This is a genomic window from Bartonella phoceensis (assembly GCF_902825145.1).
Classification (GTDB): Bacteria; Pseudomonadota; Alphaproteobacteria; order Rhizobiales; family Rhizobiaceae; genus Bartonella; species Bartonella phoceensis.
The window spans coordinates 269,401-287,925 of the sequence record NZ_CADEAD010000002.1 but is presented as its reverse complement, the minus strand read 5'-3'; the positions used below and the strand labels follow the sequence as shown (position 1 = coordinate 287,925).

Sequence of the window (18,525 nt, the reverse complement as noted above, 5' to 3'; positions counted from 1 at the left end):
GAAGACACTCAGCAAATAAAATAGGGGAAGATAATATTGCTGAGGCTTCAATGAATTCTTCATCAGGTGATGAAGCACATTTATAATGAAATACCTCGTAAAAAGTTCCGGTGAATATTCCCTCTTGCAAAATTTTCTTCATATTTCCAATTATAGGAATGAAAATTGATCGCTTGTAGCATATGACCATTTTCCTTCAACCAAGCACGAGATGTTTTACTTTTGGGGCAAAGTTTTTCACAAAGAGCCCAAAATTTCGGTCCATGATTCATTTCAATAAGATGAGCAACCTCATGGACGACAACATATTCAACAATTTCTCTAGGTGCCATAACAAGACGCCAAGAAAAGGAGAGACGTCCTCCTCGTGAACAAGAACCCCAACAGCTTTTCGTATCTTTATAAAAAATTGATTTTACTTTACGCTCTACTTTATGTGCATAATATCCTACCAATGGCGTCATAACGAACGCAGCCTGTTTTTTTAAAACATCGGCAACACGTCTTGGCAAATATTCTAATTGACCATAAACAATAATTTGAGGATCTTGTCCCACACCTCCTGCAACGATTTCTGTTATTCCACGCCCTGCTTTATGCTTTATAGTGTGTGCAATACCCAATATAGGTACCGTTGTCCCCTCTTTGAGATAAGAATTTTCATGAGAAATATGTACGCGAGCAAGGCGTGCCTCAATCCAGGATCGGTGCTTTTCAATAAAAGTTTGAACTGAACAAAGACTAATCGCTGGTGGTGTTGTTACGCAAATTCCTTGGCCGCTCGTATCAATACGCAATGTGAGACGGCGTGCACACTTATGTTCCCGGACCCGTATAGGCACAACGCGATCAGAAAAAAAAAGCTGTTCATAAACTGTCATACACCACGTCTACATCATCAACGAATTCGACTCTTCCCCTGCACTAATTCGATCAATCAATGAACTCAAAACCGTTGCAAGGCACTTTAAATCTTGTGGACGTGAAAACTGATGATCTGCATCACGAACAAGAGTCAATGTCACATCATGTAACGGCAAATGATTCAGTAAAGTTAATGTATGCTGATAGGGTATCTCCACATCTTCCATACCTTGTAAAATATGGACTGGACATCCGGTATCAATGCATCCTTTCATAACACAGTTGTCTCTGCCATCTTCAATAAATACTTTTGTAAAAGGAACTGGCTCTGTATAACTAATTTCAGATCGGTCAATATGCTCTGTTTCATCGAGAATTTTCCACTTCTTCACACCTGTTCCTGATTCTATTAATGTTTTTGTAAAATCAGCAGCAGGTGCAATCAAAACCATACCCGCAAGACTCTTATTTCTCTGCGCTAGCAACCTAGCAAGCCTTAAAGCTATCCATCCCCCCATAGAGGTACCAATTAAAATCTGTGGTCCTACACAATAAGCTTCAAAAATCGCTAAACTTTCCTGAACCCAACGTGAAATTGTCCCTTGAAAAAAATCACCTCCCGATTCTCCATTCCCAGAATAATCAAAACGTAAGCAGGACAAATCATGATCTTGAGCAAAATTATCAACGAACACCGCCTTATCCCCTAACATATCAGATAGATAACCAGGAAGCCAAACTAAACCAGGAGAACGTTTTCCCTTGCGATAACGTACCGCAAGAGCAGTATCTTCAAACGAAAAAAACTGGAGAGAAACATTTTGATCCATTATATTTTTCCTTTATAAAACATTCTTATTATAAAAGAAAAATTTTTATTTTCCAAACCAAACCTCAAAGTCATAAATCAAATATGAAAAAGCACGAATTCTTATTGTTTTTCTGTGTATAATTGTATATTAAATTACATGTAGATGAATCAGAACTAAGGAGCATGGACCATTCGTAGACCATTCAAAATGACACCTACCCAGAAAGACGGGCCACGTTCAAATCAGGATATTAGGGTTCCTCATGTTCAACTTATCAATGATGAAGGACAACATCAGGGAATTGTTGCGATACAAGAAGCACTTGCTATGGCTGCAGACGCGGGGCTTGATTTGGTTGAAATTGTGCCAAATGCAGAACCGCCCGTGTGTAAAATTATTGATTTGGGCAAATTAAAATATCAGACCCAAAAAAAGGCGGCTGAAACACGTAAAAAACAAAAGATCATCGAAATCAAAGAGATTAAGATGCGTCCAAATGTTGATGTTCATGATTATGGTGTAAAACTCAAAGCTATTCATCGCTTTATTGGTAATGGTGATAAAGTAAAGGTTACTTTGCGTTTTCGTGGTCGTGAAATGGCACACCAAGATCTTGGATTGAAACTTCTTCAACGGGTTAAAGAAGATACAAGTGAAATTGCCAAAATCGAATCTGAACCAAAACTCGAAGGCCGTCAAATGATGATGGTGATAGCAGCTAAATAGTTTTCACTGGAACTATGGAGAGAATGCAAACCATCTAGAGTCGAGTATATTGGATATGCTTTAAAAGCATCATAGGGCGGTGGTGTGGTGCTTTTAGGTGTGTGGGGGTGTGTACCAATTTCTTTATTTAAGAGAATGCTCTTTTTATCTTAGAGACTAGATGTCTTTAAAGAGAGTGCTTCAAATTTGCAGAAGACAACGATAAATAAAATAGAGAAGCGCTTCATGATAAAAAAACAAATTTCTGCTTTTGATAAATATCTTATCATCCGTCTCTTGCGAGAAAATTTTCATAAACATGCATGTTGGTACAGTGCTGCTGTTTTTTCAATGATCATCATTGCTTGCACAACCGCAGCCAGCGCGTGGATTATGCGTGATGTTGTCAATTATATTATTGATGCGCAAAATTTTAGCATGATTGTTTCGATTTCCAGCATCATTGCTTTTATTTTTATTCTCAAAGGGATTGCAACTTTTTCCCAAACTTACTTTTTGAGCAAAGCAGGCAACAGCATTGTTGCCGAACAACAGCGCAAAATTTATGCACGCCTTATGGAACAAGGAATCTCTTTTTACCACCATCATACTTCATCTGATCTTCTTGTCCGCGTAACCCACAACGCTACAGCAGTACGTAATATCATTGATACAATTATTACAACTTTTGTGCGTGATTTGCTTTCCGTTAGTGGCCTACTGCTCGTCATGTTTATTCAAAACTTTACGTTAATCGCCATTACTTTAATAGTGGGACCACTGGCTTTTTTAGGGGTTCGAATGGCTTCAAAACATGTTCGTCGCCTTGTAGAAAAAGAACTTCTTTCGTTTGGTGAAATTATCAAAATTGTACAAGAAAGTTCTATTGGTATTCGCGTTATAAAAGCTTTCTCATTAGAAGAAATCATGAAAAAACGTATGGATAAAGCCATTGGTGATGTTGAAAAACAAGCAAATACTATTGCAAAGCTTCAAGCCATTACAAGTCCAATTATGGAAACACTTGCTGGTGTTGCTATTGCGGGTATTATCTGTTTTTCCGGCTATCTTGCAACGCAACGTGCAGGCGTTCAAGGTGAATTCATGTCTTTTATTGTTGCTTTACTTCTCGCCTACGAACCTGCGAAAAGGCTCGCAAATGTGCGTGTTAAAATTGAAGCCGGATTAGTCAATGTCCGTACAATGTTTGAAATTCTCGATCATCCTCTAACAATTGTAGAACATGAAAATGCTAAAGATCTAGATAAAACACAGGGAACTATCCGTTTTGAAGATGTTTCTTTTGCATATACGGATGACCAAATGGTGTTGAGAGATATCAATCTAGAAATAGAGCCTGGAAAAATGACAGCATTGGTGGGGCCATCAGGTTCGGGAAAATCAACTCTTATCAACCTCATTATGCGCCTCTATGACCCCTCAAAAGGGCGCATATTGTTTAATGATCAAGACATCCGCTACACTACATTTCGCTCTCTTAGAAGTCTGATAACCTACGTGGGACAAGATACTTTTCTTTTTCAAGGAACGGTCAAATATAATATCGGACTTGGAAAAGCAGGAGCGAGTGATGATGAAATTATCAAAGCAGCAAAATCAGCTAATGCACACGACTTTATTATGGATCTACCAAATGGCTATGATACACAAATCGGTGATAATGGCTGTAATCTTTCAGGTGGGCAAAAACAGCGACTCGCGATTGCTAGAGCAATGCTTCATGACAGTGAAATTCTTATCCTTGATGAAGCAACAAGTGCTTTAGATTCCCACACTGAAGCGCAAATTAATGAAGCACTTCACCATCTCCCCAAAGGGCGTACGATTATCGTTATTGCCCATCGCCTTTCGACAATTGCTCACGCCCATAAAATTGTTATCATACAAGATGGTCAACTAATTGAACAAGGTAGCCAAAAGGAATTGTTGGAAAAAGAAAATAGTTTTTACAAAAAACTCTATAATATGCAATTCAAGAAGCACACATCCTAGTTTCTCAGTATTTAAGTAATATTTGAGATAATAAGTGGATAATTAATATTGTTTCTTTGTAAAGAATAGTGAAATACCATGGAGAGTTAGTACATTACGTGCAGTGATTAACAAAAGATGTACAGTTTAATAAAATAAATATCTAAGCTCGCGATTAAAAAATTTCCCCGTTGTTTTCTTGAGACTGTTTATTTTAAAAACAGGAGTTCAATAGCAGGAGTTTTCCCCATTCTTCAAAAAAGTAACGTAGCATTTTTAAATGGTATGCTTTTCATATGCAGAAAAGAAGATAACACCAGGTTTTGAAAGAACTTGCTAAGAGTTATAGATAGTGGAGCTGTTAATTGATGCCGCCTTTTTCCGTGCTGATCTATGCATTACACGTGTAAATTAAAAATAGTGTTAGAAAAAAGCAAAAAAATATCTTATAGAACTCCATGCTGCGAAGAATATCCGAGATCAAGTTTTGTATTTCATTCTTATATCTAGGAATTATAATTTCTATTACTTAAATACCTCAATCCTTTAAAGAATATGAAAATATACATGTTATTGTTGAATCTATCAAAATTATGATTTAGATGCATGAAGAAAATGGATGAGAAAACAAAATGCTATTCTTATAATTCTTTATTATTCAAACAGAAAAACACCACATAACTATGACAAACATCTTTATAAAGAAAGCCATTTTATTGAAGGCTTGTTCAAAAAATGCAATATTTTGATTTATAATAATTCATTACTTTGCAACTTAAATGTGTGCTTGAAATACTATAAGATTTTTTATTGCAAACTCTCTTATGATGAACCAGAAAAGATCGTTCACTTACACATCACAAATGGAATTGGTGTGTAGACAAAATCGTTTAAAAAGGAATTAAAGATGCCTCTCATACATCATCTCAATGCAAAAACAATCACAACATTTAGATCCGCCAAAAAATGATGATGTCAATTTTTATCTTCATAAACGTAAAAAATAACGGTGCCCAATAGATTTCCATTTTACCATTCATAGGTAGCGCTGTAAGAAAGAATGAGAGCAAACAGAGATATCAAATTAAGTGTATGTTAAGTGTATGAATGAAAAGTATAAGGATACTCTATTCTCCGTGAAAAACTTTATCCCATGAGAAAACATGATCAACAAAAAACAAATACTTTAAACGTCTCTTCTCACGATTTTGTAAAAAAGCCTCCTCTTTGTATGGAATCTTTGGTATATACTTCGTTTTTTCTATGGCTTAAAGAATTAAGTGCATAAAAATTAAGAAATTGGAATTTCAATTCTTAATAATCTTTTTCATAAAATATACCAACACTGGAATTCTTTTCATTTCCTATGGCGCCTTTAGCTTTGAGATGACGGGAAATGTCTAAGTTAATTGTCCCTTTCGTGGTTCCATCTGACCCTGCTTCAAAACCTAAATAAATATTATTGTGTATATAGCGTCCAATACGTAGACCCGTATTCCCTTTTCCATCAACAACAACATCAAGATCATCAAGACCAATTTTAGCCCGTAGAGTGTTCAATAAAGATGTATTAGAAGCACCCGCAAGATCAGCTGCCGCTGCCGCAAGCTGAGCAACCTGAAATGGTGATAACTCACTAAGAGAGCGATTAAAAATCAAACGCGCTAAAATTTCATCCTGCGGCAAATTCGGTTGTGAGAAAAAACGAACATCAATATTATCAATCGTTCCACTTACAGTTACAGTGACACGAATATCACCACTATTATTGTTGCTCACAAAATAAACTGTAGGATTAAGATTACCACTGAAACTTGCTTGTCCCTGATCAAAATTAAGACGCTGTGAAAGAATATCAAAACGTCCACGAATCATCTGAAACTCACCAACTGGGTGTACATCATTTAATGGACCTGCTATGTTAATGCGTCCCCCTAATTCAGTATCTAACCCTCGTCCACGTACAAAAAACTGATTGCGTGCCGTAATACGCATATTTGACAGTATAACAGAGGAAGATTCTTGAGAGACATTAGAACTGGTATTAGTATTTTTAACATCAGCACGTTCAAGTGTTGTTTGAATCGATTTGGTTAAATTCTTATTTTTAACATCAAGAAATTTTGCATTTTGAAAATGATCCGGAACAAAAACTTCAGCTTTTTCAACTGTGATATCACCACCAATAACAAGGTTATTTACAAAATGACCTGTCATCGTCATCTTTCCTGACAACGTTGCAAGGATCATAGAACCATCATTATAATTAGCGTGGTCAAGGTGAAATACCAAATCTGGCTGTAGATCATTAGAAATACGGCCTGAAGCGGAAACCAGCCCACCCTCAGATGAAAAAGCTGAAGCTTTCTCTATAAGAATGTGATCGCCATTTAGTTTGCCTTCAATGGTTATATTGTTCAATCCTAAATTTATTTTTGAATCAAAAAAACTGCCATTAACTATCGAAAGATCTCCTCTTAACTGTGGCTGAAGGAATGTACCTTTGAAAGCTGCATCAATCTTTGCTGTACCGGTTATATATGCACCGCGCTTAGCTAAAAACAAATCAACGAAAGTAAGAGGCGTTGTTCCCTTAACATTTAAATTAACTTCTGCGCCATTTAAGGAAACAGGCCCATTTATGGAGAGATCTAATCCTTTATCTCCAGTTGCCACCATATTTTCAATGTGAAAAGTTGCCTTTTTGTAAGAACCACGCGTATTCATATTGAACGACATAGGGCCTTTATGCGTCATAGCGGTCAAGTTTTGACTAGAAAGCTCAAAAGAAGCAGATGGATCCTTTATTGTTCCATCAATATCGACCTTACCTACAATCGTTCCTCCAAGCGCTTGCCCTTCAACAAAACTATTAACCAAACGTACAGGAAAATCTTGCAAATTAACATGAAGATCAAGCTTGTTTTGATCTAAAGATATACGACCCTGTGCTTGTGCCTGTACTCCTTTTCCTGTTAAATTTGCATTTAAAGTTAGATTTTTGTCTACTGTTTTACCTGTAGCAGTAAGCATAAAAGGCGTTATTTTTTTATCTTGAAGAGCAACGGTTGTCAGCTCTTCCCCTTTTATATCATACGTTACATCAGGCTTTTGAAAACTACCACGAATCATAGCCTGCCCTGTTACAGTACCAGATGCTCCAAGATCAGATTTCCACAGATTCATTAAAGCAGCAGGTAACGCATCCATTGTAATATGCAAATTAAGAGTATCTTGCACATTCCCTGCAAGCATAACTTTTCCTCCATTCATCGCAATTCCTAATTCATTTATTGTCACTCCATTTTTATCAAAAATAACCGTAGCCATTTTAGGTAATGTTGCGTGAAGATTGCGTTGTTTAATATCGATGGTTTCAATCTGCACTTCTCGTTTTATGCCTTCTGGAAATCTCACCGCAACCATACGGCCAGAAAGTTGTGCATTTGTATTATTAGGCAACATCGCTTGAGCAGTAAAAACTGTTTGCCCATTTTTACCATTGGCCTGAGCTTTTAAACGATTAATCATCATCAAAGGTGTTTGGATATACTCTGCATTGATAAAACCCTCAAACTGTGTCATACTAAAAGGGTTAAATATATCTGCTTTGACTTCCAACTTTTTAATTTTATTCTTTGCAAAATTTAAAGAGTCAACATACGCTTTTAGATTGGCTTTTTGTCTACCATTTTGCTCATCAAAAACGAAATCTCCTTTTATTTTTCCACTGCCTTCCTGCAAAAATAACGCGGAAAGCACTGAAATATCATCAGAATCAATATGCAAAGCACCTTTAATAAAACCTTTCGTTTGAGAAAGATTACCAGTTATTTTTGTGTTTCCTCCTTTTATATTGATATCTTCAAACTTTCGAATCTGATGAGAATCCTTAAAAGAAGCCGATAAATACAATGGCTCCTTAGCAAAAGTTCCTTCACCCTTTACAGAGCCCGTAAAAGAAGTAACATGCGCTGTATTATCCACAAGTGTTTTTATCGTAAGTGTTGTGTTTTGTAACTTTTTACCCATTAAAAATGCTTCAGCAACATTGGCATGTGTGTTAAGCTTTATAAGGTTATTGTGCCCTCTAGCCGTACTTTGAATTGTAAGCGCACCTCTTATTCTTGAATCCAATTTGGCAAGATCAGATATTTGAGCATAGAAATCCATTTTAGCTCTCTCACCTGAAAAATATCCATCCGCTTTTATGTTTGTGTATTGATTCTTCAAATCCAAACGACGCAAAATCAAACCCGCTGTGTCATAAGCAGCACCACCTGAAAGAGTAAAATTGCCTTTAAAGAAACGATCAAAAGGCTCCATGCCTATCTTCATATTGTCAGCCGTCCCTGATAACTCAAGGTCAAAAGTGCGACTCATTAAACCGATCGTTCCTGTAGCTTTAACATCTGCACTACCAGAGAGTGGTTGTTGATTCAACAGATTAAAAGGAGCAAGAGTTTGTGTTTTTAAACCAAGATCACCTTTAAAAACAAAATGATCTATTTTTCCTTTTAACCAAGCAGAAAAACCCTGACCTGTAACACTAAAATCATGAATCAAAATGGGCTTTCTAGAAAAAATATCCGTATCCAGATGGACATGAACCGTTTGACCTACCTCTTTTTCCAATGTGTCTGTATTTTTTTTTATCTCTCGAAGCGTTCCCTTAATCTGAACACCAACATGACGAGAAGCTGCATTATCAAGATTTTCGCTCACTCCCCCCATATCAAAAATTGCATCGCGAATACGAATGTTTTTATTGCTTACATGATGTACAACAAGCCGTCCATTCCAGGATTGTTTCCCTTCACGGCCATAATCAATATTTAAAGTGAGATCTTTCACATGCATTGGCACTTCTGATGCCGCTGAATGTGTGCTCCCATTTTCCTTATCAAGAGCTATTTTGCCATCAACAAAAAGCTGCCGCAAAAATCCATCTGCTGTTATTTCAGCATTGGCCGTAACATTCATTGCTTTATTCTGAAGCACCATATGATCAAGATGTGTTACGCCTTGTTTTGTCATTCTTGCTTCTGCTTTCAACGTAACATCAGATTGGAAAAGATAACGATATTGAAGAGGCATTAAAGGACTCAATGTTCCCACTAATGTAGTGGAAAAACTGTGTCCTTCTTCAACAGTTGCAAAAATAACATTGCCATCTAAAATAGGATGGTGATCGACTTCCAAATAAAGTTGGACAACCAAATCATCAAAAGTACCATTACCTTTAATAGCAAAATTTAATGCAGGGTGCTTTTCAATTTTCAAAATATTGGCCAAAATTCCATTTTGCGGCTCATCAACAGAAATATCAATCTTAGCTGTACGGTTGCTATCAGATATCTTTGTTAAAACAGAAAAAGATCCTGGTGCATCTAAACGATGCGCTGCTATATCAATATTAAAGTTACCATCCACCAAGGCTAGAGTTCCCTTTAAGGATACACCAGCAAAAAAACCCAAAAGATCCTCTTCAAACGCCACATGTTGAGCGGTAAGTGAATTGATAGAAATAGCAAGTGGCAATTTTGGTAAAGATAATTTCCCCGACTCAAGCAAAGAAACAAGGGAAGAACTGTTTTGTGGTTTGCGTAAAAGTGTAATCTGTTCCATCGAAAGCTGATTAATATCCACACGTCCCTTCAACAATGCTAGACGATTCCAATCCATTTTAGCATTGGTAATTTTCAGCCAAACGCCTTTTTTATCACTCACAGTGATATAATCAATTGACATTTGAGAAGACAGCGCCCCCTGCACATTATGCAAACGAACTTGGCGATTAGGTGCTGAAAGCCCGTTTTCAATTAAAGAAACAAACCACGAACGATCATCGGCTCTCGCCTCGCTAGAGAGCAAATTACTTCTCTGCACAAAAATAAGAGCACTCACAAGAAGAACCAAAAATCCAAATAAGAAAGCCGATAAACATACAGTTTTTTTCATTAAAATGCTTGCCCTATACCCACATAAAAACTAATATGAGGATCACCTTTCTCTCGCTTAAGAGGAAAAGCTAAATCAACCCGTAAAGGGCCAAGACCTGTCATATAGCGCCCCCCAATACCTGCACCCCATTTTATTTTTTGAGAAAAATCAAAATGCGCCTTTTCCCCTACAATCCCCCCATCAAGAAAACTAACAAGTCCTATCTTGTCATTTAAAGAGAAACGTAACTCTGCCGCCCCCTCAACAAGTGACCGCCCACCAACAACAGCATCAGTATCTGTTTTGATACCAATATTACGATAAGCATAACCACGAACAGATCCACCACCACCAGCAAAAAAGAGCGTATCCGAAGGTATTTGTCCTTTATCACTCCCAAGAATTGTGCCAAGCTTTGCCCGCGCTGCAAAAACAAAATGGTCCTTTTCATCCAATGCCCAATAAGAACGACCTTCTACAGTCATTTTTGCTACAAAATTATTAGAGCGTATTTCATAAAAAGGTTCAACACTCACTTCACCGTATAAACCTTTTATCGCATTAAATTTATTATTACGACTATCGTAAATCAAACTACTGGGTAACCCAATTGTTGTAAAATGACGGCTCCCAAAATAAGCATCACGTGAATAACCATTAGAAACTTCTACAGCAACCTGTCCCGATAGAGTACCATTAAAGATATGTGTTATACCGAATGTTCCTTTGATGGCTTTTGTTGTATAATTTTCTAGCACATCTCGTTGTATTTTTAATTTTGTCCTAAAGTCTGTATCAGGAGTAAATATACCCGGCTTTATAAATGTGCCACAGAAAAGATAATCAAAATTTCTCAGATTATACGACTTTTTCTTGTGGCTGCCAATGCTACTTACTTTCGTCTCAATTTTCAAGTGTTCTGCATGGCCAAAAAGATTGTTATGCATCCAATAAGCTTCAAAACCAGCACCATCTAACGTTGAATAGCTACCACCTACACCAAAACGACGTGGTTTACGTTCTTCTACAACAAGCGTAAGCGGTAAACTACCATCCGGATTAATTGTATCAGCCTCACGTATACTTATAGAACGGAAAACGCTAAGTCGTGCAAGTCTTTCATCCGCTTTGGCTAATGCATTAGAATCGTATTTTTGGCCTACCTTCAATCCTGTCATCCATGCAATATATGCTGAATCTACGCTTGGCTTCTTACCAACATTACGCACAGTTAAAGGGCCGTAATAAGCTTTTTGTCCAGGATCAACAACAATCCGCGCATCAATAAGACGTGCAGCATGGTCAGCAACCACTTCACTCTTAACAATTTTAGCTTTTGCGTAACCTTGTCGACGCCATCCTTCAATCGCCCATTTTTCTGCTTTCAGAATAGTTTCAGATTTGGCAATAGCCCCAACCTTATAACCCAATCTTTCAATTGTAGGCATTTTATTGGTTTTATATTTTATGAATGGAGTAACTTTATCGATACCTGCAACACTAAAAACATATTGTGGGCCAGCATCAATGGTAATAACAATATTGGACTGTGCTGGGAGTTGAGTTACTGGACTTAAATCGGCAGCTTCTAAACCATTAATCTTAATACTAATTGTACTTCCATAACGTCCATCAGCATAAAGAGCAGAAAGAATTGCTCGATAATCTGAACGAGCTTTAGCTAACAAACCAGAAGAACTAAATGCTTTATCTTTATCAGCAACAAGAGAAGAAACAATTTTAACTATTTTAACACCTTCTGATGGTGCCCCTGGTGGTGCAACGACATCAACCTTATAAAATTTTTCCATATCACTGACATTATATGAAGAGGAATTTTTTTTCTTTTGGCCAAAAAGGGGGATGCCGAAAAAATCAAATGCTGCAAGTGGCTGAGGAAAAGCACAGATGAAACATAAACTTATGAACACACTGCGCATGGCTCCTGATTTTGAAAAAAATCCCATCTGGTATACCATCAAATCAGATACCTTATAATATACTTCGTATTACTTTGTACTATAAATAACATCAAACAAGAAAGATAAATATGCCTATTCTTGAGATTTCCTACGTTTTATCACATAAAATAACACTCTATTTCTTGCGATGCATAACATCTCCTCGTTTTATATTCACAAAATCCTGCACCACCGCACAACAAAAACAGCCTTGTTTCTTTTTCCTAACACATTCATTTAGCGTACTATAAATATTTTATTTAACCGCATATAATCATGGTTAAATTTATGCAAATTATTTTCCCCAGCTGCACTCCAAAATCTTGCTTACCTATATAGATCTCTTTCTCCCAAAAGCCACATAGAGACTTCTTGATTTTTATGTACAGATATGTTTGTCTCTTTTAAGTTAAAAAGGGGGGAATAAGCTAATGATCGCGCGTGTCACAACTGTTGCTTTTCGCGGTCTAGAAGCAGTACCTGTCGATGTACAGATTATGGTTGCCTCCGGCAAAATAGGAATGGCTATTGTTGGATTAGCCGATAAGGCAATCGCAGAAAGTCGTGAACGTGTGCAAGCAGCTCTCTATGCCTGTGGGCTTTCTATGCCCAATAAACGTGTTACTATTAATCTTGCACCAGCTGATTTACCTAAAGAAGGATCACATTACGATTTGCCCATTGCTGTAGGTTTAATGCTTACTATGGGTATTCTTCCTCCTGAAGTCGCACAAGATTACGTCATTTTAGGTGAATTATCATTGGATGGTTCTATCACATCTGTTAATGGTGTTTTACCAGCCGCAATGACAGCTTTATCGCTCGATAAAGGGCTCATTTGTCCCCATACATGCGGCCCTGAAGCAGCATGGGCAAATGCAGAGATGAATATTCTCGCCCCCGAGACTCTTCTTACTATGGTCAATCATTTTAAAGGAACCCAAATTCAAAAACGTCCAAAACCACGCCAATATACGCTTCAAACTGAACTTCCAGACCTTTGCGAAATTAAAGGACAAAAAACTGCCAAACGTGCATTAGAAGTTTGCGCAGCTGGGCGACATAACCTTTTATTTGTAGGTCCTCCTGGCGCAGGAAAATCTATGTTAGCCCAACGCTTGCCTTCTATTTTGCCGCCTCTTGATAGCCGTGAACTTTTAGATGTTTCTCTGATTGCCTCTATCACAGGAGAAACAATCAACAATACCATTTCACGACACTGCCCCTTTCGTGCTCCACATCATTCTGCTTCCATGGCAGCAATGATCGGTGGTGGTCTTAAAGGACGACCAGGAGAAGTCTCACTTGCACATAATGGCGTTTTATTTCTTGATGAATTACCTGAATTTTCTCCACAAGTCCTCGATTCCCTTCGTCAACCTTTAGAGAGTGAAGAATGCGTTATCGCCCGTGCAAACCACCATATCAGCTATCCCGCCCGCATCCAACTTATCGCCGCAATGAACCCTTGTCGATGCGGGATGGCAGGAGAAAAAGATTATGTTTGCGCAAAAGGAATACGCTGCCAAATCGATTATCAATCCCGTATTTCTGGCCCCTTACTCGACCGAATTGATTTACGAATTGATGTCCCTGCTTTAACAGCTATGGATCTTATGCAACCAGAACAATCAGAAAAAAGTTGTGATGTTGCGAAACGCGTCGCACGGTGTCGTATGATTCAAGCCAAACGCTTCACAGCACTAGGGTTTGATCATATTCGCACTAACGGTGATTGTCCTGCTAAAATCATTGAACAAATTGCCATTCCTGACCAAAACGCTGCTAAACTTTTACGGGATGTGAGTGAAAAGATGCATCTTTCTGCCCGTACCTATCATCGTATTCTCAAAGTTGCACGCACTATTGCTGATCTCGAGGAAGCAAACCATCTTGCACGCCATCATCTTGCGGAAGCGATTTCTTACCGACTAGGCACTGAAAGATTAACAGCGCTTTCTTAAGAAAAACAGTGATTAATAAAAACCAATTGGAAAATAACGCAGATAAAGTTCTATAAGCTTGCCATCATCTTCTAAAGATTTTAGAGCATAATTGAGTATATCAATTAATTTTTCATTTTTTTTTGCAACAGCAAGTCGCATTCCTGGCCCCAATAGCTGCGGAGCCATATATGCTCCTCCAACAAAATGACAGCAATCAGCAGATTTTTGATTATTTAACCATAAAGATAATGCAAAGCCATCATCAAAAATAAGATCAATTTTATGATCCTGTAGCGCTTGATAAAGCTCCGCCCTATCTTTAAATCCTTGCCATTTAGCTTTAGGGAAATAACTATGGAATAGCTTTTCGTGAGCGCTTTTGAGCAATAATCCACTACTTAAATATGTCAGCTTATCGCTTATTGATTCATCAAAATTCACAAGCTGATCTGCAATAAATTGAGATGCAACAAACCGAGCTGGAAAACGCAAATAAGACCTTGTAAAAACAAGGTCTTGATGCGTTTTAATTGTTTCTTTTAAACCTGCAATAATGACTTCTGCACCACCATTTTTGACATGCTCTACGAGCTCTTCCCAAGGAACAACTTCTACCTCACAAACTTTTTCTAAATTTAATTTTGAACAAATAGCGCGCAATAAATCAATATTATAGCCTGCAAGATGCCCTGTTTGATCAAGAAAGTTAAAGGGGGGAAAATCAAACGTTGTTATAAAACGCAAACGCATTATATCTTTCGTATTAAGTTGCACCAAATATTTATATGAATTAAAAAAAGAAGGGAGCCTATCGGCCGTTTTAACTTCTGAGAAAGAAGAAAACAGAAATCCCCACACCACAACGATCCCCCCCAAAAAAGCATTGAACCTATATATAGGTTTTCTTATTTTCAAAATCTTATCCCCCATTTTCAAAGCGAATAGACAACTCTTTTCAGGCGTAATATCTAACGCACTTCGCGGAAATATCTGCTACTTTAATGAATGAAATCTCTTTAAACTGTCAAAAAATTTAACAGTTTCCCTATAGTTTCCAAAATATACTAGGAGTATCAGAATTTTGGTGCAAAGTCCCTTACATAAACATATAACAGGAAACTGTTTGTGAGAAAAGCTATTTCTTTAGCGTAAATTGTCAATAAAATTCTCTCCTCTTATCAGCTTTATTCTCTTCTCAAGACTTCATTAAATAAAAAACATTTCGCGTGTTTTTTTTCAAAAAAACGTAAAATTTTGCTCTTAAAAAAAGTATCTTGATTTTTCTTCTATAATGATAATTTGTACACAGCTTTAACTTCATCTAACAATTTCATCAGTTTTTAAATATTCTTCAAGAAGAAGAAAAAATTACATCGTCTTATGAAGTTATTTATTATATATCTTACAAATAATACTTATCAAAAATTTAAGAATTTTGTTTTATTCTTAATCCAAAAATAAACAACGGTTTATTCTTCGCGTAATTACAAATTTCAAATAACAATACCATCTCAAACATTGGTTATTCCCAACTCATGGAGAGAAATTTCACCACCTCAATTGTCACTGTTCTCTTCATTTAGCCAAAACGCAACGTAATAACTCTCCATGGGTTGTGTATGCAAAAATCATTCTTTCTATTCTCTACTGACAAATGTTGAATATAGATTTGATATACGGTAAATTTTTAATGTGGTTATTCTATAGATAATTGGCTAGAATGTCAGACTGCGAAAGCATTTATGAAATATCACACATTGAATACAGAAATGGATGAACTTATGAGTGATGAAAGAACCTCACCGACACAGCATAATAACTATGGTGCTGCTTCCATCAAAGTCCTTAAAGGTCTTGACCCCGTACGCAAACGTCCTGGCATGTATATCGGTGATACAGATGATGGCTCAGGCTTGCACCATATGGTCTATGAGGTCGTAGACAATGCTATTGACGAAGCTTTAGCTGGTTATGCCACTCTTGTAAATGTCACACTCCATGCTGATGGTTCTTGCTCTGTTCGTGATAATGGACGTGGAATTCCAACGGAGATCCATCCGACAGAGGGTATTTCGGCAGCTGAAGTTATCATGACACAGCTTCATGCAGGTGGAAAATTTGATCAAAATTCCTATAAAGTTTCAGGTGGACTACACGGTGTTGGTGTCTCTGTTGTAAATGCATTATCAGTTTGGCTTAAATTGCAAATCAAACGCAATGGTAAAGTTCATAAAATGTCATTTACTCACGGAGTTGCTGATTCTCCACTCAAAATTGTTGGCGATTGCGATACAGAAAGTGGAACAGAAATCAGATTTTTACCAAGTTCGGAAACCTTTACTATGGTTGAATTTGATTTTGAAACGTTAGAACGCCGTTTGCGTGAACTCGCTTTTTTGAATTCTGGCATACATATTCTTCTTGTTGATGAACGTCATGCTGATATTCAATCCGTTGAATTACATTACGAAGGTGGATTGATTGAATTTGTCAAATACATTGACCAAACAAAAAAAGCACTGCTTGACACTCCTATTTACATTACAAGTGAAAAGGACGGAATGAATGTCGATGTTGCTCTATGGTGGAATGATTCCTATCATGAGAAAGTCTTATGTTTTACAAATAATATTCCTCAACGTGATGGTGGAACGCATTTAGTAGGTTTCCGAAGCGCTTTAACACGGCAAATTAATGGTTATGCTGAATCTTCAGGTATTGCTAAAAAAGAAAAAGTTAACTTAACGGGTGATGATTGTCGTGAAGGACTCACAGCTATTCTTTCAGTAAAAGTTCCCGATCCTAAATTTTCTTCACAGACAAAAGATAAATTAGTCTCTTCTGAAGTGCGTCCCATTGTTGAAAATTTGGTAAATGAAGGTCTTTCAATATGGTTGGAAGAACATCCTAATGAGGCAAAACTTCTCATTAGTAAAGTGGTAGAAGCTGCAACAGCGCGTGAAGCAGCACGTAAAGCACGTGAGCTTACAAGACGAAAAGGAGCGCTTGATATAACTTCTCTACCGGGAAAACTTGCCGACTGCCAAGAACGTGATCCAGCAAAATCAGAAATCTTTATTGTCGAGGGAGATTCGGCTGGTGGATCAGCAAAAAGTGGACGTTCCCGTCAAAATCAAGCGATTTTACCCCTACGTGGTAAAATTCTCAATGTTGAACGAGCACGATTCGACCGAATGCTTTCATCTGACATGATTGGAACACTTATCACCGCTCTTGGAACTTCCATTGGTAAAGATGAATTTTCACCAGATAAACTGCGTTATCATAAAATTATCATCATGACAGATGCAGATGTTGATGGCGCGCATATCCGGACCCTTCTTCTCACCTTCTTTTTTAGACAAATGCCTGAATTGATTGAGCGTGGACACCTTTATATCGCTCAACCTCCCCTTTATAAAGTGTCGCGAGGCAAATCTTCCCAATACATTAAAAACGAGATAGCATTCGAAGAATTTCTCATTGAGAGCGGTCTGGAAGAGACAAGATTAGAATTATCAACAGGTGAGATACGTACAGGTGCTGATTTGCGTCAGCTTGCTGAAGATGCACGTATATTACGCCAACTTTTAAATGGTCTTCATACACGCTATAATCGCACGGTTGTTGAGCAAGCAGCAATTGTTGGTGTTTTTAATTCTGAAGGCCTTTCGACACCCGAAAAAGCACAAAAAACAGCGGATAAAGTGGCAAATCGTCTTGATTTAATTGCTGATGATATAGAACGCGGTTGGAGTGGTGAGTACACAACAGAAGGAGGTTTACGTTTTGAACGTATTTTACGCGGCGTTAAAGATGTTATTACTTTGGATGCAGGCCTTATGAATTCAGCTGACGCACGTCAAATTGATCGTGTTTCTAAAAGCTTCACAGAAATATATAGCCCTCCACCTCTCCTTCATCGCAAGGACAAATCAGAGCGCATTTTTGGACCTATGAGTCTCTTAGAAAGCATTTTTGCGAACGCTAAAAAAGGTATCATTCTCCAACGTTATAAAGGTCTTGGAGAAATGAACGCTGAACAACTTTGGGAAACAACCCTTGATCCTGAAACGCGTTCTCTTTTACAAGTTAAAATCAATGACGCAACCGACGCAGATTCACTGTTTTCTCGTTTAATGGGTGATGAAGTTGAACCTAGACGCATTTTCATTCAAGACAATGCTTTAAGCGTTGCCAATCTTGATATTTAAAGGTACTCTTTTGTTTCTAGCTGTATAGATGTCGCAGTCTTATAAGGTATTTTTCGTATTTAAATATTCTCTCTATACTTCATTTACG

The 18,525-nt window shown here is 37.5% G+C and carries 9 protein-coding genes; 4 read left to right on the top strand and 5 right to left on the bottom strand.

Annotated features, from left to right (window positions below; genetic code table 11):
• Positions 1-80: 80 nt before the first annotated feature.
• Together J7R07_RS03420 and J7R07_RS03415 are read right to left on the bottom strand one after the other, a co-directional pair.
• Positions 81-881 (bottom strand): M48 family metallopeptidase, encoded by an 801-nt coding sequence (locus tag J7R07_RS03420; RefSeq protein WP_208435535.1) that lies wholly within the window; start codon positions 879-881, stop codon positions 81-83.
• Positions 882-890: 9 nt separating this feature from the next.
• Positions 891-1,694 (bottom strand): alpha/beta hydrolase, encoded by an 804-nt coding sequence (locus tag J7R07_RS03415; protein WP_208435534.1) that lies wholly within the window; start codon positions 1,692-1,694, stop codon positions 891-893.
• Between the two features lie 189 nt (positions 1,695-1,883).
• Here J7R07_RS03415 and infC point away from each other — a divergent pair, with 189 nt between their 5' ends.
• Both infC and J7R07_RS03405 read left to right on the top strand, forming a co-directional pair.
• Positions 1,884-2,402, top strand: a complete 519-nt coding sequence (infC, locus tag J7R07_RS03410; protein ID WP_246464835.1) for a translation initiation factor IF-3 — start codon at positions 1,884-1,886, stop codon at positions 2,400-2,402.
• Between the two features lie 225 nt (positions 2,403-2,627).
• A complete protein-coding gene (locus tag J7R07_RS03405; RefSeq protein ID WP_208435533.1) occupies positions 2,628-4,394 on the top strand; it encodes an ABC transporter ATP-binding protein in 1,767 nt (588 codons plus the stop codon).
• Between the two features lie 1,293 nt (positions 4,395-5,687).
• Here the strand turns inward: J7R07_RS03405 and J7R07_RS03400 are convergent.
• Positions 5,688-10,334 carry a translocation/assembly module TamB domain-containing protein gene (locus tag J7R07_RS03400; RefSeq protein ID WP_208435532.1) on the bottom strand — a complete coding sequence of 1,549 codons (4,647 nt, stop codon included), beginning with the start codon at positions 10,332-10,334 and terminating at the stop codon, positions 5,688-5,690.
• Positions 10,334-12,295: an autotransporter assembly complex protein TamA gene (locus tag J7R07_RS03395; RefSeq protein ID WP_208435531.1), complete on the bottom strand. Its 1,962-nt coding sequence runs from the start codon at positions 12,293-12,295 to the stop codon at positions 10,334-10,336. Before J7R07_RS03395 ends, J7R07_RS03400 begins: the two co-directional genes overlap by 1 nt.
• A 413-nt stretch (positions 12,296-12,708) precedes the next feature.
• On the opposite strand from J7R07_RS03395, the gene J7R07_RS03390 reads away from it, so the two are divergent.
• On the top strand, positions 12,709-14,241 hold the full coding sequence (locus J7R07_RS03390; RefSeq protein WP_208435530.1) for a YifB family Mg chelatase-like AAA ATPase: 1,533 nt from the start codon (positions 12,709-12,711) through the stop codon (positions 14,239-14,241).
• A 12-nt stretch (positions 14,242-14,253) separates the two neighbouring features.
• On the opposite strand, the gene J7R07_RS03385 is transcribed toward J7R07_RS03390, so the two are convergent.
• On the bottom strand, positions 14,254-15,138 hold the full coding sequence (locus J7R07_RS03385; protein WP_208435529.1) for an ABC transporter substrate-binding protein: 885 nt from the start codon (positions 15,136-15,138) through the stop codon (positions 14,254-14,256).
• 866 nt (positions 15,139-16,004) lie between these two features.
• Between J7R07_RS03385 and gyrB the strand changes: the two genes are divergently transcribed.
• Complete coding sequence (gene gyrB, locus J7R07_RS03380; RefSeq protein WP_208435643.1) at positions 16,005-18,437, top strand: DNA topoisomerase (ATP-hydrolyzing) subunit B; 2,433 nt, start codon at positions 16,005-16,007, stop codon at positions 18,435-18,437.
• The last annotated feature ends 88 nt before the right edge of the window (positions 18,438-18,525 follow it).